The organism is Pseudoalteromonas aurantia, assembly GCF_005886875.1.
Taxonomy (GTDB): Bacteria; Pseudomonadota; Gammaproteobacteria; order Enterobacterales; family Alteromonadaceae; genus Pseudoalteromonas; species Pseudoalteromonas aurantia_A.
Genome location: NZ_PNBY01000013.1, coordinates 39,226 through 64,277 on the forward strand (window position 1 = coordinate 39,226; position 25,052 = coordinate 64,277).

At 41.9% G+C, this 25,052-nt stretch carries 21 protein-coding genes, 1 other RNA gene and 1 pseudogene; 21 read left to right on the plus strand and 2 right to left on the minus strand.

Annotated elements, in window-relative coordinates; translation table 11 throughout:
• The first annotated feature begins 9 nt into the window (after nt 1-9).
• The 14 genes from CWC18_RS03045 to CWC18_RS03110 all read left to right on the plus strand — a co-directional run bounded on the left by CWC18_RS03045 (nt 10) and on the right by CWC18_RS03110 (nt 16,781).
• Nucleotides 10-876: a phosphatidate cytidylyltransferase gene (locus CWC18_RS03045; RefSeq protein WP_138591221.1), complete on the plus strand. Its 867-nt coding sequence runs from the start codon at nt 10-12 to the stop codon at nt 874-876.
• Nucleotides 873-2,066: a 1-deoxy-D-xylulose-5-phosphate reductoisomerase gene (gene ispC / locus CWC18_RS03050; protein WP_138591220.1), complete on the plus strand. Its 1,194-nt coding sequence runs from the start codon at nt 873-875 to the stop codon at nt 2,064-2,066. Before CWC18_RS03045 ends, ispC begins: the two co-directional genes overlap by 4 nt.
• A gap of 2 nt (nt 2,067-2,068) precedes the next feature.
• Complete coding sequence (gene rseP / locus CWC18_RS03055) at nt 2,069-3,421, plus strand: sigma E protease regulator RseP (protein WP_138591219.1); 1,353 nt, start codon at nt 2,069-2,071, stop codon at nt 3,419-3,421.
• Nucleotides 3,422-3,492: 71 nt separating this feature from the next.
• Entirely contained in the window at nt 3,493-5,964 is a 2,472-nt protein-coding gene (gene bamA, locus CWC18_RS03060) for an outer membrane protein assembly factor BamA (protein ID WP_138591218.1), read from the plus strand.
• Nucleotides 5,965-5,975: 11 nt separating this feature from the next.
• The gene (locus CWC18_RS03065; protein WP_138591217.1) at nt 5,976-6,494 is read left to right on the plus strand and encodes an OmpH family outer membrane protein; all 519 of its coding nucleotides are present in this window, start codon (nt 5,976-5,978) and stop codon (nt 6,492-6,494) included.
• Nucleotides 6,494-7,534, plus strand: coding sequence for a UDP-3-O-(3-hydroxymyristoyl)glucosamine N-acyltransferase (lpxD, locus tag CWC18_RS03070; protein WP_138591216.1), 1,041 nt, complete (start codon nt 6,494-6,496; stop codon nt 7,532-7,534). Before CWC18_RS03065 ends, lpxD begins: the two co-directional genes overlap by 1 nt.
• Before the next feature lie 12 nt (nt 7,535-7,546).
• Nucleotides 7,547-7,999, plus strand: coding sequence for a 3-hydroxyacyl-ACP dehydratase FabZ (fabZ, locus tag CWC18_RS03075; RefSeq protein WP_010361634.1), 453 nt, complete (start codon nt 7,547-7,549; stop codon nt 7,997-7,999).
• Nucleotides 8,000-8,001: 2 nt separating this feature from the next.
• Nucleotides 8,002-8,772: an acyl-ACP--UDP-N-acetylglucosamine O-acyltransferase gene (gene lpxA / locus CWC18_RS03080; protein ID WP_138591215.1), complete on the plus strand. Its 771-nt coding sequence runs from the start codon at nt 8,002-8,004 to the stop codon at nt 8,770-8,772.
• 85 nt (nt 8,773-8,857) lie between these two features.
• Nucleotides 8,858-10,012 carry a lipid-A-disaccharide synthase gene (lpxB, locus tag CWC18_RS03085; RefSeq protein ID WP_171041021.1) on the plus strand — a complete coding sequence of 385 codons (1,155 nt, stop codon included), beginning with the start codon at nt 8,858-8,860 and terminating at the stop codon, nt 10,010-10,012.
• The gene (rnhB, locus tag CWC18_RS03090) at nt 10,002-10,595 is read left to right on the plus strand and encodes a ribonuclease HII (protein WP_138591214.1); all 594 of its coding nucleotides are present in this window, start codon (nt 10,002-10,004) and stop codon (nt 10,593-10,595) included. The genes lpxB and rnhB overlap by 11 nt, the downstream gene beginning before the upstream one ends.
• A gap of 2 nt (nt 10,596-10,597) precedes the next feature.
• Nucleotides 10,598-14,086 carry a DNA polymerase III subunit alpha gene (dnaE, locus tag CWC18_RS03095; RefSeq protein WP_138674687.1) on the plus strand — a complete coding sequence of 1,163 codons (3,489 nt, stop codon included), beginning with the start codon at nt 10,598-10,600 and terminating at the stop codon, nt 14,084-14,086.
• A 19-nt stretch (nt 14,087-14,105) separates the two neighbouring features.
• Nucleotides 14,106-15,062, plus strand: coding sequence for an acetyl-CoA carboxylase carboxyl transferase subunit alpha (gene accA, locus CWC18_RS03100; protein WP_138674688.1), 957 nt, complete (start codon nt 14,106-14,108; stop codon nt 15,060-15,062).
• 56 nt (nt 15,063-15,118) lie between these two features.
• Nucleotides 15,119-16,444: a tRNA lysidine(34) synthetase TilS gene (tilS, locus tag CWC18_RS03105; RefSeq protein WP_138674689.1), complete on the plus strand. Its 1,326-nt coding sequence runs from the start codon at nt 15,119-15,121 to the stop codon at nt 16,442-16,444.
• A complete protein-coding gene (locus tag CWC18_RS03110) occupies nt 16,434-16,781 on the plus strand; it encodes a hypothetical protein (protein WP_138674690.1) in 348 nt (115 codons plus the stop codon). Before tilS ends, CWC18_RS03110 begins: the two co-directional genes overlap by 11 nt.
• A gap of 55 nt (nt 16,782-16,836) precedes the next feature.
• Here CWC18_RS03110 and CWC18_RS03115 read toward each other — a convergent pair whose 3' ends face one another.
• Nucleotides 16,837-17,733 (minus strand): GGDEF domain-containing protein, encoded by an 897-nt coding sequence (locus CWC18_RS03115; protein WP_138591209.1) that lies wholly within the window; start codon nt 17,731-17,733, stop codon nt 16,837-16,839.
• A gap of 143 nt (nt 17,734-17,876) precedes the next feature.
• On the opposite strand from CWC18_RS03115, the gene CWC18_RS03120 reads away from it, so the two are divergent.
• On the plus strand, nt 17,877-19,850 hold the full coding sequence (locus CWC18_RS03120) for a monovalent cation:proton antiporter family protein (protein WP_138674691.1): 1,974 nt from the start codon (nt 17,877-17,879) through the stop codon (nt 19,848-19,850).
• Nucleotides 19,851-19,897: 47 nt separating this feature from the next.
• Here the strand turns inward: CWC18_RS03120 and CWC18_RS03125 are convergent, their stop codons facing one another.
• Complete coding sequence (locus CWC18_RS03125) at nt 19,898-21,046, minus strand: patatin-like phospholipase family protein (RefSeq protein WP_138674692.1); 1,149 nt, start codon at nt 21,044-21,046, stop codon at nt 19,898-19,900.
• A 151-nt stretch (nt 21,047-21,197) separates the two neighbouring features.
• Between CWC18_RS03125 and CWC18_RS03130 the strand changes: the two genes are divergently transcribed.
• From CWC18_RS03130 to CWC18_RS03150, 6 genes and pseudogenes are all read left to right on the plus strand, one after another.
• A complete protein-coding gene (locus CWC18_RS03130; protein ID WP_138674693.1) occupies nt 21,198-22,145 on the plus strand; it encodes a DUF3014 domain-containing protein in 948 nt (315 codons plus the stop codon).
• 122 nt (nt 22,146-22,267) lie between these two features.
• An RNA gene (gene ffs, locus CWC18_RS03135) (signal recognition particle sRNA small type) lies at nt 22,268-22,364 on the plus strand.
• 130 nt (nt 22,365-22,494) lie between these two features.
• Nucleotides 22,495-23,124 (plus strand): TnsA endonuclease N-terminal domain-containing protein, encoded by a 630-nt coding sequence (locus tag CWC18_RS03140; RefSeq protein WP_138674694.1) that lies wholly within the window; start codon nt 22,495-22,497, stop codon nt 23,122-23,124.
• Nucleotides 23,114-23,497 carry a hypothetical protein gene (locus CWC18_RS21370; protein ID WP_249930076.1) on the plus strand — a complete coding sequence of 128 codons (384 nt, stop codon included), beginning with the start codon at nt 23,114-23,116 and terminating at the stop codon, nt 23,495-23,497. The genes CWC18_RS03140 and CWC18_RS21370 overlap by 11 nt, the downstream gene beginning before the upstream one ends.
• Before the next feature lie 83 nt (nt 23,498-23,580).
• Nucleotides 23,581-24,807: a Mu transposase C-terminal domain-containing protein gene (locus CWC18_RS03145; RefSeq protein WP_249930077.1), complete on the plus strand. Its 1,227-nt coding sequence runs from the start codon at nt 23,581-23,583 to the stop codon at nt 24,805-24,807.
• 79 nt (nt 24,808-24,886) lie between these two features.
• A pseudogene (locus CWC18_RS03150) lies at nt 24,887-25,052 on the plus strand (transposase); the annotation flags it as partial.

Genomic DNA, 25,052 nt, shown 5'->3' on the forward strand with positions numbered 1-25,052 from the left:
GTAATTAATTTGCTTAAACAACGAATCTTGACTTCAGTGGTGCTAGCACCGCTGGCTCTACTTTTGGTGTTTTATACGCCACTGGCTTTATTTAGCTTTATTGCAGCCGCTATCGTATTACTCGGTGCTTGGGAGTGGTCTGCCTTCATGGGGCTAGCTAAAAACCGTCAACGCTTGTGTGTTGTGGGGCTCATGGGCGTTATTATCTCCGTATTGCATGTACATTGGCCCATTGAGTCATTATGGCAACAGGGCAAGTTGGTAGCTGATGCGAACTATATTTTTACTTTGTCTTTTGCTTGGTGGCTAGTCGCTACTTTTCTAATATTTAAATACCCCACCATGAGTCGCGCTTGGAGCGACGGTATCGTGATGAGAGCGATTGCGGGTATATTGACATTGATCCCACTGTGGTTAGCGCTAAATGTCATGCGCAGCGCTGAATATGTGCAAGCTCAACAATATGGTTCAACCCTTATTATGGTGGTGTTGGGTATTGTATGGAGTGCTGATATTGGCGCTTATTTTGCGGGTAAAAACTTTGGTAAGCGCAAACTGATGCCAAGAGTGAGCCCGAATAAAACCATTGAAGGCTTGTTGGGCGGCGTACTTACCTCCGTCATTTTTGTTTTAATATTTTGTTATTTTGCCGATGTAGAGCCAAAGCAGTGGCTGTTATTTTGTGGGCTAACGGTGGTGATTGCATTATTTTCAGCCATTGGCGACTTACTGGAAAGTATGTTTAAGCGTGAAGCGGGTTTAAAGGACTCAGGTTCAATATTACCGGGCCACGGTGGCATATTAGATAGGATCGATAGCTTAACAGCAGCAGCGCCTATTTTTGCCTTGTGTTATGCATGGACCGTTACTCTATGAGTATGAAAAGCAATGTGGTCATACTGGGTGCGACGGGCTCTATTGGCTTATCGACACTTGATGTGATCCAAAGAAATCAAGCACGTTATTCTATATTTGCTTTGGCGGCGGGTAGTAATGTTGAGAGCATGCAAAAGCTTTGCGTAACACATCAGCCAAAGTATGCTGTTATGCACTGTGAAGCGGCTGCAAAACAGCTTAAAGAAGCACTCAAGCACACTCATATAGAAGTGTTGAGCGGAACTCAGGCTATGTGTGACCTTGCTGCTCATAGTGACGTTGATACTGTAATGTCAGCCATTGTTGGCGCTGCGGGGTTATTACCAACGCTTGCCGCTGTAGAGGCAGGTAAAAAGGTATTGTTGGCCAATAAAGAGTCACTTGTGATGTCAGGGCAACTATTTATGGATAAAGTGGCAAAATATGGTGCCACTTTATTGCCAATTGACAGCGAACATAATGCAATTTATCAATGTTTGCCTCATACATTGCAGCAAAACACTGACCTTGGGCTGGATAGCCAAGGGGTCAACAAGATTTTACTGACCGGTTCTGGTGGCCCATTTTTAACGCGTGATTTAAAAACATTACCTCATGTGACGGTTAAAGAAGCGGTCGCTCATCCAAATTGGTCAATGGGTCAAAAAATCTCAGTAGATTCAGCCACGATGATGAATAAAGGGCTAGAGTTTATAGAGGCTAAGTGGCTATTTAATTGTGCTGTAGATGATATTGAAGTGGTTATTCATCCACAAAGCATGATCCACTCTATGGTGCAATATAAAGATGGTTCCGTTATCGCCCAAATGGGGCAACCAGATATGCGCACACCAATTGCGTATGGCCTTGCTTATCCAGATCGGATAAATGCTGGGGTTGCACCGTTAGATTTTTCTACTATCGCTAATTTTACCTTCTCTAAGCCTGATTTTACGCGTTATCCTAACTTAGCATTAGCTATAGAGGCATGTCGTTCAGGTCAAGCGGCAACCACAACCATTAATGCCGCTAATGAAATGTCGGTGGCGGCATTTTTAGCCAATAAAATTGGTTTTTGTGACATTTACAGAATTAATTCAGAGGTGCTTGCTAAGTCGACATTAAACTCATTAAACTCGGTACAAGCAATTATGGAACAAGATGCACAAGCACGTGCGATCGCAAGACAGTGTATTAGTGAGTTGAATTAACTATGTTTGAGTTTTTATGGAATCTCGGTTCATTTATTGTAGCGCTAGGCATATTAGTAACCGTCCATGAATATGGCCACTTTTGGGTGGCAAGAAAATGCGCTGTCGAAGTACAGCGTTTCTCTATCGGTTTTGGAAAGCCATTATTAAAATGGCACGATAAGCTTGGCACGGAGTATGTTATTGCCCTTATCCCACTTGGCGGCTATGTCAAAATGTTGGATGGGAGAGTTGATGAGGTGCCAGAACATAAACGTCATCTCGCTTTCAATAGTAAACCCGTATTATCAAAAATAGCCGTCGTGGCTGCGGGTCCCATTGCTAACTTTTTATTCGCTATTATTGTTCTAGCCGCTATGTATATGATTGGCGTACAAAATGTTAAACCTGTTGTGGGCGGTGTTACTGAGCAAAGCAGAGCTGAAACTGCAAATTTTCAAGCGGGTGATCACATATTACAGCTGGGTGATAAGTCAGTGTCATCATGGCAAGAGGTCACGTTTGGTTTAATGAGTAATTTGGGTGAAGAGCAGGTTGTTGTTAAGGTTCAGGATGCGCAGCAACAGATCCGCTTAAGAGCGTTACCATTAAACGATTGGAAACTAGATAAACAAGATGAAGCGCCCCTTCAATCTGTAGGAATACAGCCTTTTCGTCCGGAGATCACGTTAACACTGGCACATGTTCAAGCTGGTTCCGCAGCAGAAAAAGCGGGTTTACAAGTTGGTGATACAATACGTTCAATTGATTCTGAGCCGGTACAAAGCTGGCAGTTATTGGTTGATAAAGTGAAGGAGTCAGCAAAACAACCTTTACGTATTATTGTTATTCGTGCCCAAGAAGAAATCAGCTTAACTGTCATTCCAGGTGCGAATACACTGAAAAGTGGAGAGACGGTTGGGTACTTAGGGGTTGTGCCTCAGCTAGCTGAATGGCCAGCAGGATATATAGAAACTAGACAATATGGCCCATTGGATAGTATGGTGCTGGGCATAAAAAAGACGTATGAGCTAATTAGCCTTAGTTTTGATATGATTGGTAACTTAATTACAGGCCAAGTATCCGTCAAAAATTTAAGTGGGCCAGTAGGCATCGCTGTAGGAGCAGGCAATAGCGTAAGCTATGGTATTGTTGCCTTTTTGAGCTTTTTAGCTCTGATTAGTGTTAATTTAGGTGTTTTTAATTTATTACCGCTCCCGGTCTTAGATGGTGGGCACTTAATGTATTACTTAATTGAACTAATCCGGAAAAAACCTGTCTCTGAAAAGACACAAGAGTTAGGGTTTAAGGTAGGTGCACTGCTATTAATCGCTCTAACATGTTTTGCTTTATTAAATGATGTATCGAGACTGTAGCTCGAATTGGTGTATACAACACCCGTCAAAGCGTCATGACGCTAATTGTTGTAAAGGATAAAGATAATAAAATGCCTATAAAAAAACATCTCGCAGTAACCAGTTTACTGGGCGCAAGTTTTGCCGCTTTGGGGCAAAATTCCTTTATCGTAGAAGATTTAAAAGTTGAAGGGCTACAGCGTGTAGCGTTAGGCGCCGCTTTAACTCACATTCCCATAAACGTGGGCGACTCGGTAGATGAATACACGATATCTAGAACCATTAAAGCGCTTTATAAGTCAGGTCACTTCGATGACATTGCGGTACTACGTGATGGCAATCAAGTTGTCTTTAAAGTACGTGAGAGACCGACGATTGCGTCTATCGAATTTGATGGCAATAAAGACATCAAAGATGAGCAACTTAACGAAAGTTTAGAAGGGCAAGATATTCGCGCTGGCGAGCCACTAGACAAAACCGTACTTGATAATATTGAAAAAGGATTGATCGAATTCTTTCATAGTATTGGAAAGTATAATGCCAAGATAGAAGTGAGCATTATCGAGTTGCCACGTAACCGAGTAAGGTTAAATCTAGAGTTTGATGAAGGGGACGCTGCGTCCATTCGACAAATAAACCTTGTAGGTAATGAGCTGTTCTCTGATGAAGAGCTGCTTAAACTTGCTGAGTCTCAGCAAGACTTACCTTGGTGGAAATTTATGTCAAATGACCGCTACCAAAAGCAAACGATTGAAGGTGATTTAGAAAAAATCCGCAGCTTTTATTTAGATCGTGGTTATTTACGTTTTAATATTGATTCAACTCAAGTATCTGTTAGCCCTGAGCGTGAGTCTGTTTATGTAACGGCAAATTTAACCGAGGGTGAAAAGTATTCCGTTAAAAGTTTTGATTTTATCGGTGACCTACTCGGTAGAGAAGAACTTATTAAAAGCGTAATTCCACTACGTGCTGGTGAACTTTACAATGGTTCTGTTGTTACTTCCTCTGAAGAATTTATCAAAAGCTATTTAGCTCGCTTTGGCTATGCCAATGCTGAAGTTCGTACCATTCCAGAAATTGATGATGAAAACAAAGAAGTAAAGCTGACTTTATCAGTAAACCCGGGTAAACGCGTTTATGTGCGACGTATTATGGTCAATGGTAACCAAGTGACTGCAGATGAAGTAGTGCGCCGTGAAATGACCCAATTAGAAGGCGCTTGGCTGTCAAACCAAAGCTTAGAGCGTTCTAAATTGCAGATTCAACGTCTACCATACATGGAAAGTGTCGAATTTGATGTTAAGCCAATTTCAGGCGTTGACGACCAGGTTGATGTTGATTTTGATGTAAAGGAGCAGCCAGCAGGCAGCTTTCAGGCTGGCGTTGCATATGGTTCATATGCAGGCATGCAGTTTAATGTTGGCGTCAGTGAGTCTAATTTCTTAGGTACTGGTAATCAGGTCGCGTTTAATATTAATACGTCAAAAGGTTCAGACCGTTACAGTGTTTCTTATACAAACCCTTACTTTACACCAGACGGTGTATCGCAAGGCAGCAGTATTTTCTTCAGTAATTACGACGCGAGTAAGTTTAGCTTAGTTGATTATAAATCGCGTAGTTATGGTATAGGAACCAGTTTTGGTTTTCCAATTAACGCGGTAAATAGAATTAACTTGAGTGGTCGCTGGATAGAAGAATCATTATCAGACATTGCTGATTATGAGCAAACTCGGATCTTGAAACTAAGCTTTTTGAACGAAGAAAACCCAGATGCAGACTTTGATTTCACCAAGTACGAACTGAGTTTAGGTTGGTCTCGAGTTACGGTTAACCGTGGTATGTTCCCAACTGATGGTTCTCGCCAGTCATTAAGTTTAACTGCGACAACGCCAAACTCTGATCTGAATTATTTTAAAGTTAATTATGATTCTCGTTTTTACTGGCCAATCAGTAATGACCATCGTTGGGTGTTCTCAGCACGTGCAGCGCTTGGCTATGGTAACGGCTATGGTGAAACCAATGGTTTTGACCAAATATTACCGTTTCAGGAGTTTTTCCGTATAACAGAGGCTGAATTACGTGGCTTTGATAGAAATACTATTTTGCCTCAAGCATTACAGCGGAGAAATTCTGAAATAGGCGGCTCTGTCCTTCCTGATGGATCGTCAACGGGCGTTATCGGTGGAAATCCAGAGTTTGATCGTATCTATGAAAGTGGTCGAATAGGGGGGAACGCTAAAGTGGTTGCTGGGTTAGAAGTGATTGTACCAACGCCATTTTTAGATGAGGATAATACAAGCTCAGTACGCACAAGCTTTTTTGTAGATGCGGCAAACGTGTGGGATACAGAGTTTGATATAGATCGTTATATGCAATTACCAGAAGAAGAATTTAAGAAATTGTCTGATTATTCAGACCCAAGCCGATTTAGGGTATCAGCGGGGTTATCTATACAATGGATTTCGCCAATGGGGCCGATGTTGATTAGTTTTGCTCATCCGTTAAGACAAGAAGAAGACGATGATACAAAAGCTATCAGCTTTAACATCAGTAATACATTCTAAGGAGTAAATTTGTGAATAAATTATTTAAAACTACAGCGATGGCCTTAATGGCCGCATTAATGATGGGTACTTCAGCAAGCGCACTAGCACATAAAGTAGGCATTGTTGATATGCAGCAAGTCTATAAGCAGATCCCTCATATGGCTAAGATTGAGCAGCAACTACAAAGTGAATTTGCTGAACGTCGTCAAGAGCTTGAAAAAATACAAGGCGATATTCGTTTTGAAGCTGAGAAATTTAAGCGCGAAAGTGCGACCATGAGTGATGATCAAAAAGCAGCCTTACGTGAAAAAATTCAAGGTATGCAGAAAACGCTAACCGAAAAAGGTCGTCCGTTAGAGCAAGAAATTAAGGCTCGTCAAAATCAAGAGCTTGCAAAGGTTCAAGAAGTGATCATCAGCACCATTCAAAGTGTTGCTAAAAAGGGAAATTTTGACGAAGTACGAGTTAAAGATACCACTATTTACTTCAATCCTGATAAAGTGACAGATCTTTCCAGTAAAATTGTTGAAGCGGTAAGTAAAAAATAATGACCAAGCAGTATACCTTGGGGCAACTGGCGGCGCATCTTGATGCGTCCGTGGTTGGAGATAGTGATTACGTAATTGATAGAATTGCGACACTCTCTAAGGCTAGCCCAACAGAGATCGCCTTTTTAGCGAACAAAAAATATCGTAATCAACTTGATCAAACAAATGCCGGTGCGGTGATCGTTTCACAAGAAGATGCTGTGTATTTTTCAGGTAATAAAATTGTCGTAGAGAATGCCTATATTGCTTATGCTCATTTAGCACAAATGATGGATACAACACCAGTATCAGCGTCGAATATACATTCTTCAGCAGTTATTCATGGTAGTGTTCAGTTAAGCGATAATGTGAGCATTGGTGCGAATGCGGTGATTGAAGCTGGCGTTATTTTGGGTGAACATGTTCAAATAGGTCCTGGTTGCTTTGTTGGACGCAACACCAAAATTGGCCATAACACCAAGTTATGGGCCAATGTAATGGTTTATCATGATGTTGTAATTGGTGATGATTGTTTGTTCCAATCAGGTGCTGTTATTGGTAGTGATGGTTTTGGCTACGCGAATGAAGCTGGAAAGTGGATTAAAATTCCTCAAGTTGGCAGTGTCAATATTGGTAATGGTGTAGAAGTTGGTGCGAATACGGTTATTGACCGAGGTGCACTTGATGATACGATTATTCATGACAATGTGATTTTAGATAATTTGATTCAAATTGCACATAACGTTGAGATTGGTGAGGGTACTGCGATAGCTGCAGCTACGGTTATTGCCGGGAGCTCGACGATTGGCAAGCATTGTCAGATCGCTGGGTTAGTTGGTATCAATGGTCATATAGACATCTGTGATGGTGTTATCATCACGGGGATGACTATGGTCACTAAAGCGATTACCGAATCTGGCGTATATTCATCTGGCATACCACACTCAGCGAATAAAGAATGGCGCCGTAATATCGCTCATTTTCGCAATTTATCAGAGTTCAAGCAGCGTTTGAAATCGTTAGAAGCACTGACTGAGCAACTACAAAACATTGATGATTAAAAGGATGCTACTTTGGCAAACGAATTAAACAGCTTTGATACACAAGAGATATTAAAGCTATTACCTCATCGTTACCCAATGTTGTTAGTCGACAAAGTGATCGACTATAAGGCTGGTGAGTATTTACATGCAATTAAGAATGTCACAGTAAATGAGCCTATTTTTACCGGACATTTCCCAGGACAGCCTATTTTTCCTGGGGTGATGATTTTAGAAGCTATGGCACAGGCCACGGGGTTACTCGGTTTTAAAACCGTAGAGCATCGTAGCGAAGGTGAACTATACTTATTTGCAGCAATCGATAATGCACGATTTAAGCAACCAGTTCTACCTGGTGATACCATGCATTTGCATATTGATTTTGTGAAAGAGCGTCGAAACATATGGAAGTTTCACGGTGAAGCAAAGGTAGACGGCAAAGTAGTGTGCAGCGCCGAGCTAATGTGTGCGAGAAGAGAGTTATAACAGTGATCCATCCTACTGCGATTATTGAATCGGGTGCAAAGCTGGGTATCAACGTAAAAGTTGGCCCATATAGTTATATTGGTCATGATGTTGTGCTAGGTGATAATTGTATTATCGAGTCCCATGTTGTGATCAAAGGACCATCAACCATTGGGTCTGGCAATCATATTTTTCAGTTTGCCTCGGTGGGAGAAGCTTGCCAAGATAAAAAGTACAAGGATGAACCGACAGAACTTATTATTGGTGATAATAACGTTATTCGAGAATGTGCGACAATTCATCGAGGCACAATTCAAGATCAAGGGATTACTCGTATCGGTAGCAACAACCTATTTATGGCATATACGCATGTTGCACATGATGCTGTAATTGGTAGTAATGTTATTTTTGCCAATGGCGCAAGTGTTGCAGGGCACGTTCATGTAGGTGATTGGGTCATTTTAGCTGGTAATACAGGTGTACATCAATTTTGTAAGATTGGTGATCATGCATTTATTGGTATGTACTCAGGTGTTAATAAAGATGTTCCACCGTTTGTTACAACCACAGGTACCCCAGCAAAACCCGCTGCAATTAATACCGAGGGCATGAAACGTCGAGGGTTCGACAGCGATGAAATTATGGCGGTTCGAAGAGCTTATAAAGCTTTATATCGTAAAGGGTATAGCTTAGATGAAGCTGTTGCTTCGTTAGCTGATGATGCTAAACAGTTTGCAGCAGTGCAGCAGATGATCGACTTTTTAGATACGTCTGATCGCGGAATTATTCGCTAGTTACACTGTGACAAGAAGATCTTGATGAACGCCATGCAGAGTACTTTGTATGGCGTTTTTATTTATACAAACGCAGACTATTAATATGATTGATAAAAAGAAGCTAACTATTGGTATTGTTGCAGGCGAGTTATCTGGTGATATTCTTGGTGCAGGTTTGATCCATGCGTTGAAAAAGCATTATCCAGATGCTGAGTTTGTTGGGATCGCAGGTCCTAAAATGCAACTAGCCGGCTGTAAAACTTTATTTGATATGGAAGAGTTGGCGGTCATGGGGCTTGTTGAAGTACTAGGACGGTTGCCTCGTTTACTTAAGATCAGAAAGCAACTGGTAAAGCACTTTGTTGATAACCCGCCTGATGTATATATTGGTATAGACGCCCCCGATTTTAATTTACGTGTTGAAAAGCCATTGAAAAAAGTGGGTATTAAAACGGTTCAATATGTAAGCCCATCAGTTTGGGCATGGCGTCAAAAGCGGATTTTCACGATTGCTGAAGCCACGAATTTAGTGTTGTCTTTACTGCCCTTTGAAAAAGCATTTTACGATAAACATGATGTACCTTGTGCGTTTGTGGGCCATACATTAGCCGATGAAATTCCACTTGAAATGGACTCAAATGAGGCAAGGGTTACATTAGGTTTGGAAGCAGATGATTTAGTTTTGGCTTTATTGCCAGGCAGTCGAGGATCTGAAGTTGGTTTGCTCAGTAGCACATACATACAAACTGCAAAACTATTAAAAGAAAAACTCCCAAAACTGAAAATTGTTGTCCCATTGGTTAATGACAAAAGAAAGGCACAATTTGAAGCTGTGCTCGCGGATGTAGCGCCTAATTTAAGGCCGATTTTATTAGAAGGCCAGTCAAGTAAAGCAATGTTAGCTGCTAATGCCGTGTTATTGGCGTCAGGTACCGCAACGTTAGAAGCTATGTTGTATAAAAAACCCATGGTTGTTGGTTATAAATTTAAGCCTTCAAGTTACTGGATATTCAAAAACTTTTTCACGTTTAATATAAAATATTTTTCTTTACCAAATTTACTTGCTGATGCGCCATTGGTCCCTGAATTTTTGCAGGAAGAGTGTAATGCTGATGCTTTGGTTGATGCACTATTACCCATGTTACGCGGTGAGAGTAATACGTTAGTAAAACGTTTTTATGAAATACACGAAAATATTAGATTAGATGCCAGTAAGCAGGCGGCAAAAGCCGTATCGGAGTTAATAGATGCAAGTTGAACGTCCTGATGTACAGTATATCGCAGGTGTAGATGAAGTTGGCCGTGGTCCTTTAGTGGGTGATGTTGTAACCGCAGCTGTGATTTTAGACCCTAATAACCCGATTGCAGGATTGGCCGACTCAAAAAAGCTCACAGAGAAAAAACGCCTTGCGCTTGCTGCAGAAATAAAAGAAAAAGCTTTGTGTTATTTTGTGGCGCGTTCATCGGTAGCAGAAATAGACAAGCTTAATATTTTACATGCAACGATGCTGGCAATGAGCAGAGCTGTTGAAGGGTTATCCATTCAGCCAGATTTTGTGTTTGTTGATGGAAATCGTTTACCTAAATTATCGATGAATGCACAAAGTGTGGTTAAAGGAGATAGTTTAGTTGCTGAGATCAGTGCTGCGTCTATTTTAGCAAAAGTGACCAGAGATGCTGAAATGCTCGCATTAGATACTGAGTTTCCGCAATACGGTTTTGCAGCACATAAAGGTTATCCAACAAAGGCGCACTTTGCAGCATTAGAAGAGCATGGCGTAACGCCGCATCATAGAACCACATTTAAGCCAGTACAACGTATTATTGCAGGTAAGGTATAACAATGGCAGAGCCGAGTTTTGTTCACTTAAGAGTACACAGTGACTTCTCTATGGTTGATGGTTTAGCTAAAACCAAGCCTATCGTCGCTAGAGCGCAAGAGTTAGCGTTACCCGCACTTGCTATTACAGACCAAATGAACTTCTGTGGTCTGGTTCGATTTTATGGGGCGGCCCATGGTGCAGGCATGAAGCCGATTGTGGGAGCGGATATTTGGCTTAAAAGCGACCAGTTTCCAGACGAACCTTGTCGTTTAGTGGTGCTAGCGAAAAATAATACAGGCTATAAAAACCTGACTTTATTGATCTCTGAAGCCTATCAACGAGGGCATGTGTTTCACCGCCCAGTGGTTGATAAACAGTGGTTAGCCCAGCATAAAGAAGGGCTTATTTTACTGTCAGCAGGCAAAGATGGCGATGTGGGTAAAGCGCTATTAAAAGGTAATCCACAACTCGTATTAGATACCCTGCAATTTTATGAAGAGCACTTTGCAGATAACTTTTACCTTGAACTAATACGCACAGGCAGAGCTGACGAAGAATCGTATTTACATGCAGCAGTTGAGATTGCACAACAACGTAATTTACCCGTTGTCGCAACTAATGAAGTGGTTTTTTTACACGAAAAAGATTTTGATGCCCATGAAATCCGCGTTGCTATTTTTGATGGCTATACGCTAGAAGATAAACGCCGACCCAAACGCTTTTCAAAAGAGCAATATTTAAAAACGCCAGAGCAGATGGAAACGCTGTTCAGCGACATACCAGAAGCATTACAAAATACGGTTGAAATCGCTAAGCGCTGTAATGTGACCGTGCAGTTAGGCACTTACTTTTTGCCAGATTATCCAACGGGTGACCTAAATATTGAAGACTTTTTAGTTAAAGTCTCACGAGATGGATTAGAAGAGCGTTTACTGTTCTTATTTCCAGAAGAAGAAGACCGAAAAGTAAAACGGGTTGAGTATGATGACCGTCTACAGCTAGAGCTTGATGTAATCAACCAAATGGGTTTTCCTGGTTACTTCTTGATCGTAATGGAGTTTATTCAGTGGAGTAAGGATAATAATATTCCAGTAGGGCCTGGGCGAGGCTCTGGTGCTGGTTCCTTGGTGGCATACGCCTTAAAAATTACTGATTTAGACCCTCTTGAATTTGATTTGCTTTTTGAGCGATTTTTGAACCCTGAGCGGGTATCAATGCCCGACTTTGATGTCGACTTTTGTATGGATAGGCGTGATGAAGTAATTGATCATGTCGCTATGCTCTATGGTCGTGATGCGGTATCTCAGATCATTACTTTTGGTACTATGGCGGCAAAAGCGGTAATTCGTGATGTTGGCCGAGTATTAGGTCATCCATACGGTTTTGTTGACCGGATCTCTAAATTAGTGCCTGGTGATCCGGGTATGACGCTTGCTAAAGCATTTGATGTGGAGCCGCGTTTACCCGAGGTATACGACAGTGATGAGGAAGTGAAAGATCTCATCGATATGTGTCGTATTTTGGAAGGGTGTACTCGAAATGCTGGTAAGCATGCCGGCGGTGTTGTTATTTCACCGACCACCATTACTGATTTTGCTGCTTTGTATTGTGATGATGAGGGGAAATTCCCTGTTACCCAATTCGATAAGAACGATGTTGAAACGGCAGGGTTGGTTAAATTTGACTTTCTAGGTTTAAGAACGCTTACCATTTTGCAGTGGGCACTCGATATGGCTAACGAGCGCCTAACGCGTGAAGGTAAAGAGCATATTGATATTGCTGCCATTCCACTGGACGACCGCAAGAGCTTTGAGTTGCTGTTGCGAGCTGAAACAACGGCTGTATTCCAGCTAGAATCTCGTGGTATGAAAGACTTGGTTCGACGGCTGAAACCTGACTGCTTCGAAGACATGATCGCCCTCGTTGCACTATTTCGTCCTGGCCCACTTCAGTCAGGTATGGTAGATAACTTTATCGACCGTAAACATGGCCGAGAAGAGCTATCATATCCTGATGCACAGTGGCAACACGATAGCCTTATCCCTATTTTAGAACCGACCTACGGTATTATCTTATATCAAGAGCAGGTAATGCAGATTGCCCAGGTTCTTGCAGGTTACACGCTTGGTGGCGCAGATATGTTACGTCGGGCTATGGGTAAGAAAAAGCCTGAAGAGATGGCCAAGCAGCGCTCGACGTTTGAAGAGGGCTCGGTAAATAACGGCGTTGATGGCGAGTTGGCGATGAAAATCTTCGACTTGGTAGAGAAATTCGCTGGGTATGGCTTTAACAAATCTCACTCAGCAGCTTATGCCTTGGTGTCTTATCAAACCTTGTGGATGAAAACGCACTTTCCGGCTGAATTTATGGCGGCGGTAATGTCGGCAGATATGGATAACACAGAAAAGATCGTTATTCTGGTCGATGAATGTGAAAACATGAAGTTGACGTTATTACCCCCAGATGTGAATGCCGGTGAATATAAATTTACTGTAAATTTGCAAGGTGAGATCGTCTATGGAATAGGGGCAATCAAAGGCGTAGGTGAAGCCCCTGTTGACACTATTTTAGAATGTCGTGAAAAGGGGGGGGAGTTTAAAGATTTATTCGACTTTTGTGCCCGTGTTGATTTAAAGCGCCTTAATAAACGGGTCTTAGAAAAGCTCATTTACGCTGGTGCATTAGATAAACTCGGCCCTGATGGCACGCAAGCGGGGCGTGCAATACTACTCGCTAGTGTAAAAGATGCAATGAAGTCGGCCGAACAACACCATAAAGCGGAGGCGATTGGCCAGTCAGATTTATTTGGTTTACTAGCCGTAGAGCCTGAAGAAGTTGAACAAGCGTTTGTGTCGGCAAGGCCTCTCACCGATAACGAATGGTTAGATGGCGAGAAAGAAACACTGGGCCTTTATTTAACAGGCCACCCAATAAATCAATACCGACGTGAACTCAGGCACTATACATCGGGTAAATTAGTTGATTTGCAGCCAACGAATCGCGATGTGCAATCAACTGCGGCTGGATTAGTGATTAATGCACGTACGTTAATAAATAAAAAAGGGAATCGTTGGGGGTTAATAACTTTAGATGACAAAAGCGCCCGAATTGATGTACGCTTATTCCCTGAACAGTTTGAAATATACCAAGAATTGCTGCAAATTAACCAAATCTTGGTAATATCAGGACAGGTCAGCTTTGATAACTTCTCTGGTGGCATTACAATGACTGCCAGAGATGTTTGTACCATAGCTCAAGCGCGTGAAAAGCGAGTTCGAGCAATTAAAATGACACTAAATATGGTGCAAATGGACGAAAACTTCTTCGATAATTTACGAAAAGTGTTAGAACCGTATAAATTTGGTACATGTCCGATAAAGATCATGTACCAGCGTCCAGATGCGTTAGCTGAGCTAACACTAGGGACCGAATGGTGTGTGACGCCAACTGACGACTTATTAACTCGGTTGTCGCAAATGGCGGCGCAAGAAATAGAACTCGAATTTTAATTAATAGGTAGTTTAGAGCATGAGTCTCAATTATCTTGACTTTGAACTTCCAATTGCAGAATTGGAAGCAAAGATTAAAGAATTACAAAATGTTAGCCGTTCAGGTAGTTTGGATCTGAGCTTAGAAGATGAAATTACTCGTCTAAAAGAAAAAAATGTTGAGCAAACCGAAAAGATTTTTTCTGGTTTAGGTGCTTGGCAGGTTTCTCAATTAGCGCGTCATCCTCTGCGCCCATATACTCGTGATTACATTGAACGTATATTTACTGAATTTGATGAGTTTGCAGGCGATCGTACGTTCGCAAATGACCCCGCTATTCTTGGTGGTGTGGCACGTTTTGAAGGTCAGCCAGTGATGGTCATTGGCCAGCAAAAAGGTCGTGATACCGCTGAGAAGATCAAGCGCAACTTTGGTATGCCAAAACCTGAAGGTTACCGTAAAGCATTACGCTTAATGGAAATGGCTGAGCGTTTTAAAATGCCAGTTATCACCTTTATTGACACACCTGGGGCATACCCTGGTGTTGGTGCAGAAGAGCGTGGTCAAAGTGAAGCAATAGCGCGTAACTTAAAAGTTATGGCGGCACTTAAAGTACCAACTATCTGTACTGTCATCGGCGAAGGAGGATCGGGTGGTGCGTTAGCGATTGGTGTCGGTGACAGAGTAAATATGCTGCAATACAGTACTTACTCAGTGATCTCGCCAGAAGGCTGTGCGTCAATTCTTTGGAAAAGTGCTGATAAAGCACCGCTAGCTGCTGAAGCGATGGGTGTATCTGCGACACGTGTTAAAGAGCTCGATTTAATCAATAGCATTGTTGATGAGCCGTTAGGTGGTGCACATCGAAACTATGATGTGATGGCTAAAAACCTAAAAACACAATTAAAACGCGACTTGTCAGATCTTCAAGCTTTAAGCACTGAAGACATGCTTGAGCAGCGTTACCAAAGGCTTATGTCTTTCGGTTATTGCTAAGTATGAAAAATTAGCGTAAAAAGCCGCATTAGCGGCTTTTTTGCGTTTTAATTATTATGAAGTCTAGTTTTTTATACAAGCAGTTTGAAACGGCTATTGAGCAACTTAACCCTACACAAAACCCCTTGTGTGTGGCGCTCTCTGGTGGCGTTGACTCCGTTGTTTTGTTGCACTTATGCGCTACATTGCGTAGTTCACACCCTGAAATTGCACTTTCTGCGGTGTATATTAATCATGGTTTGTCAGAGCATGCCAGTGATTGGCTACAGTTTTGTCAAGCGTTATGTGAACGCCTTGCTGTGCCTTTTCAGTCACAGCGTGTCGTTATTGAGCATAAACCTCGACATAGTATTGAAGCACAAGCGCGAGAATTAAGATATCAAGCGTTAGATCAAATGGCTGACACGGATGCTTTGTTAGTGTTGGGCCAGCATGCGGATGATCAGCTTGAAACATTTTTATTGCGTTTAAAGCGCGGTTCAGGTTTATTGGGTTTAGGTGGAATGAAAGCAACAACCCAATTGGCTAATGGCCGCAGGTGTATTAGACCGTTATTGACCTGTAGCCGTGAAGAGATTGAATTCTTTGCTCAGCATTACACGCTATCGCATATCGAAGATGAATCGAATCAGCAAGATCAATACGACAGAAACTACTTACGTAATCAGATTATTCCCTTATTAAAGTCTCGTTTTAAAGGTTTACTCTCAAGCACCACTAGAAGCATTCAATTATTACAGCAGCAACAACAACTCATTGACGAAATAACCGATGAAGATTTACAGTTTTGTTTACATCGCAAAGCGACAGATGACTGTATTGATTTAGCTAAACTGGCTAAGCGATCTGTACTTAGGCAAAAAAATGTGATCAGAGCCTGGTTGTCTCATCAGCAAGTTGCCATGCCGTCTTTAGCGCAATTAGAGCAAATACTCACGCAAAGCTTTCATAGTAAAATAGATGCGCAGTTGAAAATTGACTTACAGTCAGGGTCTGTTCGACGCCATCGCGGGTTATTATACTGGGTCCAAACGCAGACAGCATCAATAGAGCATAAAGATATTGGGCTGAGTAATATTGTATTGAATACGACAGCCATACTCAGTGTAAATTATGGTGCGGGTATACGCATGCCCTTCAGTGATGAAGTTGTGTCAGTGAAATTCGGGCGGGCAAAAGATAAAATAAGACCGTATGCAAAACCCGGTAGAAATACGCTTAAGCATTGGCTAAAAGATGCAGGTGTTCCCGTATGGCAACGAGATCATATTCCGTTGATTTATTATAATGATGTGTTGGTGCAAGTCGTCGGATATTATTTCAATCACGATTTTAAAGTAAGTTGTGATGGTGTTTTTTGGGAAAAGTGTAATGATAAATAACGTAAAAATTGGCGCATCTTTGGCAAAGCAGTCGCCTTGGGGCGTATTACTGACTGGCGTTATTTTTTTGGGATTAGCGCTCACCGATACATTAAATGTTAGCAACATTGTGTATGCCGTGGTGTTTGGTCATTTAACCAGTGCGACCTTATTGGCTTACTGGCATGGGAAAGGTGGTACTTTTTTTATCGTTGCAGTGTTGATGCCTTTATTGCTCATTGTTATGACTGAATTACCCAATTTTATGTCGTTGGCATGGGTGATCAATGGGTTCTTTTTTGGTTTAGCGTTTTCATTACTCGTATATCATATTTACTTAAGTAAGTTTGCTAAGTAATGCGAGAAAACACGTAAGAAAAAAAGGCTCAGCTAGGGGGGCTGAGCCGATGTCGTTAAACTGCGCGAGCGCAGTTTCTTCCTGCCGCTTTTGCTTTGTATAAGCCTTTATCTGCGCGAGAGAAAATGATGTTCTCGCAATCATGGCTGGCAGCCAATGTAAATCCAATGCTGGCTGTTACGCCAAATTTTGTGAGTAAACTACAATTTTTTACTGCTGCCATAATTCGCTCGGCAATGAGTTTATTCGTTGGGAATTCAGGATCATCAATCAATACGGCGAATTCATCCCCACCGAATCGATAAACACTGTCAGTAGCTCTAATTGATTGCTGCAAAATATGAGCAAATTCAACCAGCACTTCATCACCTGCTTTGTGACCGTGTATATCGTTCACGGCTTTAAAATGATCTAAGTCTAATAGCATTAAACTAAAACTACGATGATGGCGACGGCTACGCTCTAGCTTTTGTGCTAGGTTATCATTAAATTGGCTGCGATTGTTTAAACCTGTGAGTGCGTCTTTTGTCGCAAGCTGCAGTACACGATTGTACATCAAGGCGTTACGCAATGGATAAAGCAGTGCGTTATGTAAATGACACAGTTTGGCTTGAATACTGCTACTCAATTGATACTGACAAAAATAGACCAATTGCCCTAAATGTTCACCATTGACTTCGAGATCAAATGAATAGGGGGTATGTTGATTGTCGCTTTCTTTCATTTGCGCCACGCCCAATGACGAATGAAACTGTAAACCAGACAATTTAATTATGCGCTTGGCAAACTCGGCATACAAAGTAAGTTGTTCATCGAGTTGCAATGTGGTTTGTAGTTGCTCAACTAAGCGATGCGTTGGATCAGGTATGTTATTCACAAACTGCTCGTTGCTGAACGGCAAGTAGTCGCCACGCGTTGGTATTCGCTGCGTTAATATATGGACATTCTCCATAAATCGTTCCCCTAAATACAATGATAGGTAATATAAAGCCAGATCCGTGCCAAAAATTTAAACTGGCTGAAAAACAGCTGCTTGCTATAGTTAAGTTAGCTTAGTGAATCTTATTACCAACTTTTTGACGCTCAGGAGGCTATTTGCAGAACATATTTGCCGAAGTGTTTGCGCTATTACTTGCCGCAGTGATATTAGTTTGGCTATTTAAACGGGTTGGCTTACCTGCAATCTTAGCGTATTTGGTGACTGGCATTTTGGCGGGCGGTCATGGCATTGGTTGGATGACAATAAGTTATGAAATGCATTTTATCGCAGAGCTCGGTATCGTATTTTTGCTTTTTAGTTTAGGTTTGGAGTTTTCAGTTCCCAGATTAATGGCTATGCGCCATTTGGTGTTTGGTTTAGGCAGTTTACAAGTGGTTTTGACCACATTGTTAGGGACTACACTCTTGTGGTTTTTGCAATTTGATTGGCTGGAAGCTTTTGTCATTGCCAGCTTAGTCGCTTTGTCGTCTACGGCGGTGGTGGTCAAGTTATTAAAAGAATCAGGTTCTCTCAATTTACGCAGTGGTCAACTGGCTATTGGCGTCCTCTTATTTCAAGATATTGCCGTTGTTCCTTTATTAATTGCTTTTCCGTTAATTGCGCAGTCAGACAACCAAGTTTTAGTGGGGGCCTTGAGTTTTGCTTTAGCCAAAGGGGCGTTAGTATGTGTGTTGTTGTGGGCTGTAGGTAAGTGGTTTCTCCCAAAAATATTTAATGAAGTAGCATTGGTGCGAACTGATGAGTTATTTGTATTGACGACAATTGTGGTTGCATTATGTGCAGGCGGCCTCACTTACTTGTTTGGTTTATCCATGGCCTTGGGCGCATTTTTAGCCGGCATGATGCTTGGGGAAAGCCAATATAGACATCAATTAGAGGCTGAAATTAGGCCCTTTCGTGACATTTTAATGGGGCTATTTTTTGTGACGGTGGGCATGCAGCTGGATGTGCCTTATGTCATCGAATCATTTTTCTTCATTATATTGGCATTGGTTGCTTTATTGGTATTTAAGCTACTCATTATTATGTGTTTAGCACAACTTATGGGCGAACGAAAAAAAGATGCGTTGGCAACGGGAATTTTATTATGGCAGATGGGCGAGTTTGGATTTGTGCTGGTAGCCCTTGCCAGTAAGCACCATCTATTGGATGACAATATTGCCTCGTTTTTAATTGCATTAGGGGTTTTTTCTATGGCGCTTACTCCTTATCTAATTGAGCAAACAGAGCGTATTTTAAGTTGGTTTAACCTTGATAAGGAGCGCTTTGCTGACGACTTACAAAATAGTTTAGGGGTCAAGTCACTGAATGATCATGTGGTCATTTTAGGGTATGGCCGTGTAGGGCAAACTATTGCTCGATTTTTAAAACCTGAAGCGATCCCTTATGTTGCTATTGAGCGTAATCCAATTTTAGTACAAGAAGCACAAACCGCAGGAGAGCCGGTATTATTTGGTCATGCAGGGCAAAAGAGCATTCTTGAGTCAGCGGGTGTTGAGCAAGCACGGTTGTTGATCATTACCTGTAGTGATTTTGAACAGTGTCAAAAGTTAATCGACTCCGTTAAGCAAGCAGCGCCTAACGTTAAAATTTTAGTACGGATGCGTGATGACATTCACCTAGAAGCGCTTAAGCAATTGGGTGTGACAGAAGTGGTGCCAGAGGCGTTAGAGGCCAGTTTAATGTTGGTGTCGCATGTACTGTACATGTCAGGTGTGCCGATGCGTCGAATTTTAAACCGAGTTAGTAAAGAGCGGCAAAATAGGTATGAGTATTTACATGGCTTCTTTACTGGTGACAGTGCAGACTTGTCAGAACAATTAACAGACAGACTTGAATATTTACACGCAATTGCGCTGCCTGAATCGGCTTATGCGGCTAATAAAACCATAGCAGAGCTAGCATTGGATAAACAAAAGGTGGTGATCACGGCTTTACGCAGAAATGGGGAAGAAATTGACTCGCCTCCCATAGATACCATGCTGTTAGTCAGCGATGTATTATTATTAAAAGGCAAACCTCGTCGTGTTGAACGTGCTGAACAGTATTTACTCGAAGGTTTTGTATAGTAAATAACAGGCTTTATAACCGGTGTGTTTGCGTTGATCTTGCGTTATTACGAGTCTAGGTTGAGAAAGTGCCTGATCTCATCAAGTTGCTTCATACCGTCGTTAAACCCGATCTCCATTAAGCGCTGTGTATAGGCTTTTTCAAATAACAAGTAACTGGTTAAGCTCGATTGTGAATGCCGCTTAATGCCAATGCCGCGTAAGAGTAGTTTAATGGCCATTGGCATATCGTTGTAATATTCTGCAGCTAATGACGTGAAGTTCTCTGAAGGATTAACCAGCAATGTAGACACTTGCTTGAGCTCTTTATGTTTATCACGGGCAGGGAGTAGCCCAACAGTGCGGTTTACTCGCTCAAGGCGCTCTAAATCAGACTGTAACGTATCGCTAAAGACACTATCGAGCAAATGCCCTGCTACGGCAGACATACCCGGGAAATGCGGCTCATAACCTAAAGGTTGATGCTGTTTTGGTTGTTCTACCCCAATAATAAATATTTTCTCAGCGCCTAAATGAATAGAGGGGCTCAGTGGTGACAATTGATGTATTGAGCCGTCACCGTAGTAATGGTGTTTGACGCGCACACTTGGAAACACCATAGGAATGGCGCTTGACGCCATCAGTAAGTCTAAGGTGATATTGTCGGCTACTCCTTCACGTTTGGAACGCTGCCAGGGTGTGATGTTGCTCCCTTGGTAAAATGCCACAGATTTACCTGTAGAGTAGCTCGACACCGTGATTGAAACCGCTTCCAAATAATGACGATGTAAATTACGGTCAATACGAGATAAATCGAGTACGTCTGATAGAAGTTGCCGTAACGGGGTATTATCGAGCAAGCTGGCTGGTGGTAAATTTAAAAAGTCAGCTTTAAAGCTACGCATCACATTTGAAAATATACGGCCATACACCCCCGAAAAATTACTTTTATATACCATATGGGTATGAAAGTTTTTCCAAACCCATTCGACTTTACGCACAGCCAAATGCATACATGAGGCATAACACGCTAACGCCGCTGAGTTTATCGCTCCAGCAGATGTACCATTGATGATCTGAAAAGGAAGCGGTGCGGTGCGAGGCATACTTTGCGCAAGGGCTTTAAGCACACCCACTTGATAAGCTGCGCGGGCACCCCCACCGGTGAGGAGCAGTGCGACTTTCGCTTTATCTGAATTACGTTGCTTTATACTCATAGATCCCCTTTAATAGAATGAACTTTTGGTACAAACATCGTCAGTAATGTATGTGTGGCGTCTTGTAATTAAAGTTTGTTACCTTTACTTTATGTTTATATTTTAGAATATTCAAAAGAATATTGTTTTTAAACCAATTTATGGAGCTGCTATGTCAGAACGTTCCTCCCCATCAAAGCCTTCTCAAAGCCAAATGTTGTTAGCGGCCATTGTTGCTATGGCGCTTATTGTGGTGGTTGTTTTTGTCTTGTCGATGAAAAAAGACAATTCCAAAGCAAATGAAAAATTTGAGCAAGATGTTGTTGCCCCAATTACTCAGCAAGTGCCACAAGTGAACACCGCTGGGTTAAAACCAGAGACAAGTGCAGATAACGCCCCAGAACGAAACGCTAGCTCAGAACTTAGTGGTTCAAGTGAAGTGGGCACTGCAGCGCAGCAAGCAGTAAATAGCGCGCAAGTAATGACACCTCGTCCAACGGAACAACCAGCACCTGTTGCTACGGCAACAGTAGATGCGCCCGCTAAGCTAATGTTAGATGACAGTGATAGCGCGGTACGTAATGGTATTGCAGAATACATGGCAGAAAAGTCGGTTAAGTTGTTTGTTTCAGATGACATGATCAGACGTATGGTGGTATTTGTCGATAATACTGCTAAAGGGACCATCGCGAAAAAGCATATGCCAGTAAATCGCCCCGCAGAGGCATTTATGGCATTAGAAGACGATATTATTGTCACAGACCCCAATAGCTATGAGCGTTACACCCCTTATGCCACCATGTTTGCTAATCTAAGTACTGCACAAATCGTACGCTTATATCAGCAATTTCAACCGCTTATTTTAGAAGCCTACGAAGAAATTGGGTATGAAGGGGATGAATTCAATGGCGTGTTATTACAAGCGATTGATGAACTGTTAGATACACCAGTCCCCGAAACAACCTTACCTTTGATCAAAAACTCAGTGACTTATCGTTATGCGTACCCTGAGTGGGAGCAGTTAAGCGACGTGCAAAAGCAATTTTTACGTATGGGACCTAACAATATGAAAAAGGTGAAACAACGTTTAGTCACCTTACAAAAACAATTAGCTGAGTAATTCAAAACGACCAATTGTTTGATGTTTAAGCAGTTGGTCGTATTAAATGAGTTTTTTCTTGTAACTGGTCACAAATCTAGAGATAATCCTCCTGCGCCCAAAAAGGCCCACTATGGTGGTCTTATTGGTCCTCTCGCAACAATAGCATGTGAATCTGGTCAGGCCCGGAAGGGAGCAGCCACAGCGTGTGACTTGTGTGCCGAGATGTGGCTGGTAAGACTACCACCCAATCCCCTCCTTTTGTTGTTTGAAGTATAAGTCTGCAAATTTGTAGTATAACCCCGCATAAAATTGAAATATAACCCTGCATAGCCTACTTTTAAATCATCTCACATGTTTGGTGATGGTTATGATCAGGCGTAAACTAAAGCACTCCAGAGTTAAAAACCTCTACAAGTTTGCAAGTCAAAAGAACAAAGCCACTTGCTTAGTAGAATCATCCTTAGAGTTCGATGCATGCTTTCACTTTGAATACTCTCGTGAAATAAAAACCTTTGAAGCACAACCGTTAGGGTTTGAATATGAGTTTGATGGCAGAATTTGTCGTTACACACCTGATTTTTTGATTACGCATCATGAGAAGCCGCAAAAATATATTGAAGTTAAGCCTTACAGTAAAATCGCAAATCCTGAATTTAGAGCACGTTTTGCGCAAAAGCAGTTAGTTGCCAAAGAACTCATTGGTATTGAGCTGATATTAGTTACTGATAAACAAATTCGTATTTATCCAACCTTAGATAATTTAAAGTTGCTTCATCGCTACTCGGGGTTTCAGTCTTTAACTGACCTTCAGCTTTCCATTATTCAGCTACTTAATCAGTGGCGAAAACTTTCCATTCAAGACTTGGCAATGACGCTAAAAGCCTCCATCGGTGAGGTACTTGCCTCTGTATATCGGTTACTGTCTTTAGGTAGTGTTAATTCAGACTTAAACACAGAGCTTACGTTAGAGTCGGTGATTTGGGCTGATGGAGTTTGAAGACGAGTTTAACGTTGAGGAAGCACCGCAAAAGTTAGCGGAAGCTGCCAAGCTCGAAGAGCCTACCCCCCAACCTCGCGATTTAGAGTCATTACCAAAGGAGGTGCAAGATGCAACATTTGCTCGGCTTAAGTATATCAAGTGGCTTAAGCAACGTTTAATCGGTGGTTGGACACAAAAAAACTTAGCGCCACTAATTGCTGAAATGCCCGAATTTGCGGGACAAGAAAAACCAAAATGGCGCACGGTTGCTGGGTGGCATGCTGACTATATTAAAGGCGAAGAAGACATTCATGCTTTGATCCCAAAGCACCATCGCAAGGGCAACCGCCAACACGCACCGATACAGACAAGTTCTTTGAGCTTGCTCTAACGCGCTATCTGACTAAAGAGATCCCGAATGCAGCATCAGCACACCGTTTTTATTGCGACCAAATCGTTTTAGAAAATGAGAAAGTGTTAGGTGAGCCACTAAAACCACTCACCTATAAAACGTTTAAAAACCGTATTGATAACTTACCTCAATATGAAGTGATGGTTGAGCGCTATGGTAAACGCTTGGCCGATATTGAATACAACAAAGTGATGAGCCATAAAAGGCCTACAAGAGTGCTTGAACGTGTGGAAATAGACCATACACCACTGGATCTCATTTTATTGGATGATGAGCTAGATGTACCACTGGGAAGACCAACTTTAACTTTGCTTATTGATGTTTATAGTCACTGTGTTGTTGGCTTTTACCTTGGTTTTCAGAGCCCTGGTTATGATGCTGTACGCAGAGCGATTAGTCATGCGATGAAGCCTAAAAGCTATCTTAAAAGTACCTATCCAGAAGTCGTAAATGAATGGCCATGCTGTGGGAAGATAGAAACTTTAGTGGTTGATAATGGTGCCGAATTTTGGTGCCAGTCATTAGAGCTTGCGTGTGAAGAGGTTGGAATAAATATTAGCTACAACCCAGTAGGAAAACCTTGGCTTAAGCCCTTTGTTGAGCAGTTCTTTAAAACCATTAACGAAATGATGCTTTCGCCATTTCCCGGTAAAACATTCTCAAACATGCTCGCAAGACATGATTATAATCCAAAAAAAGATGCCATATTGCGTTTTGGCACCTTTACAATGTTGTTTCATAAGTGGATTGTTGATGTATATCAAAAAACGCCAGATGCAAGGTTTCGATATATTCCCTATGAAGACTGGAACAAAGGGTTTGCTGCACTGCCTCCTGCTCAGCTAACAGAACAAGATACAGACAAGCTTGATGTTGTTATGTGCATGGCGAAAGAGAAAACATTGCGCAAAGGGGGCATTAAAAATCTACATATTAACTATGACAGTGACGAACTATCTTCATATCGCAAGCGATACAGCCCCAAAAAGAGCATAAAGGTTAAAGTAAAAATAAACCCAGATGACCTGTCGTATGTATATGTCTACCTAGATGCGCTAGAGCACTATATAAAAGTGCCAAGCATTGACTCCGAGGGCTACACAATGGAATTATCGCTGATCAGACATAAAATCCACCTTAAATTTTACAGAGACTACATTCAAGGCAAAGTGGATCTGCTGGGACTTGCCAAGGCGCGGCAATTTATTGATGAGCGAGTGAAAGAAGAGGCACGACAGCTTAAAAATGTAAGGGCAAAAACTAAGGTTACTGGCACTAACAAATTTTAGCTGACACCCACTCAAAATTGACTGTTATTCATTCATTGCCTATCTTTTCAGTTCAGCTTAAAAGATAGGCGATTTCCGTATGGCTACAGCACGCAAAAGGCAAGTGAGTTTAACTGATACCAAATACTACCATTGCATTTCACGCTGTGTCCGTCGTGCCTATTTGTGTGGTGAAGATAAGGTAACAGGGCAATCTTATGAACACAGAAGAGGGTGGATAGAAGACAAACTGCTGGAGCTTGCCA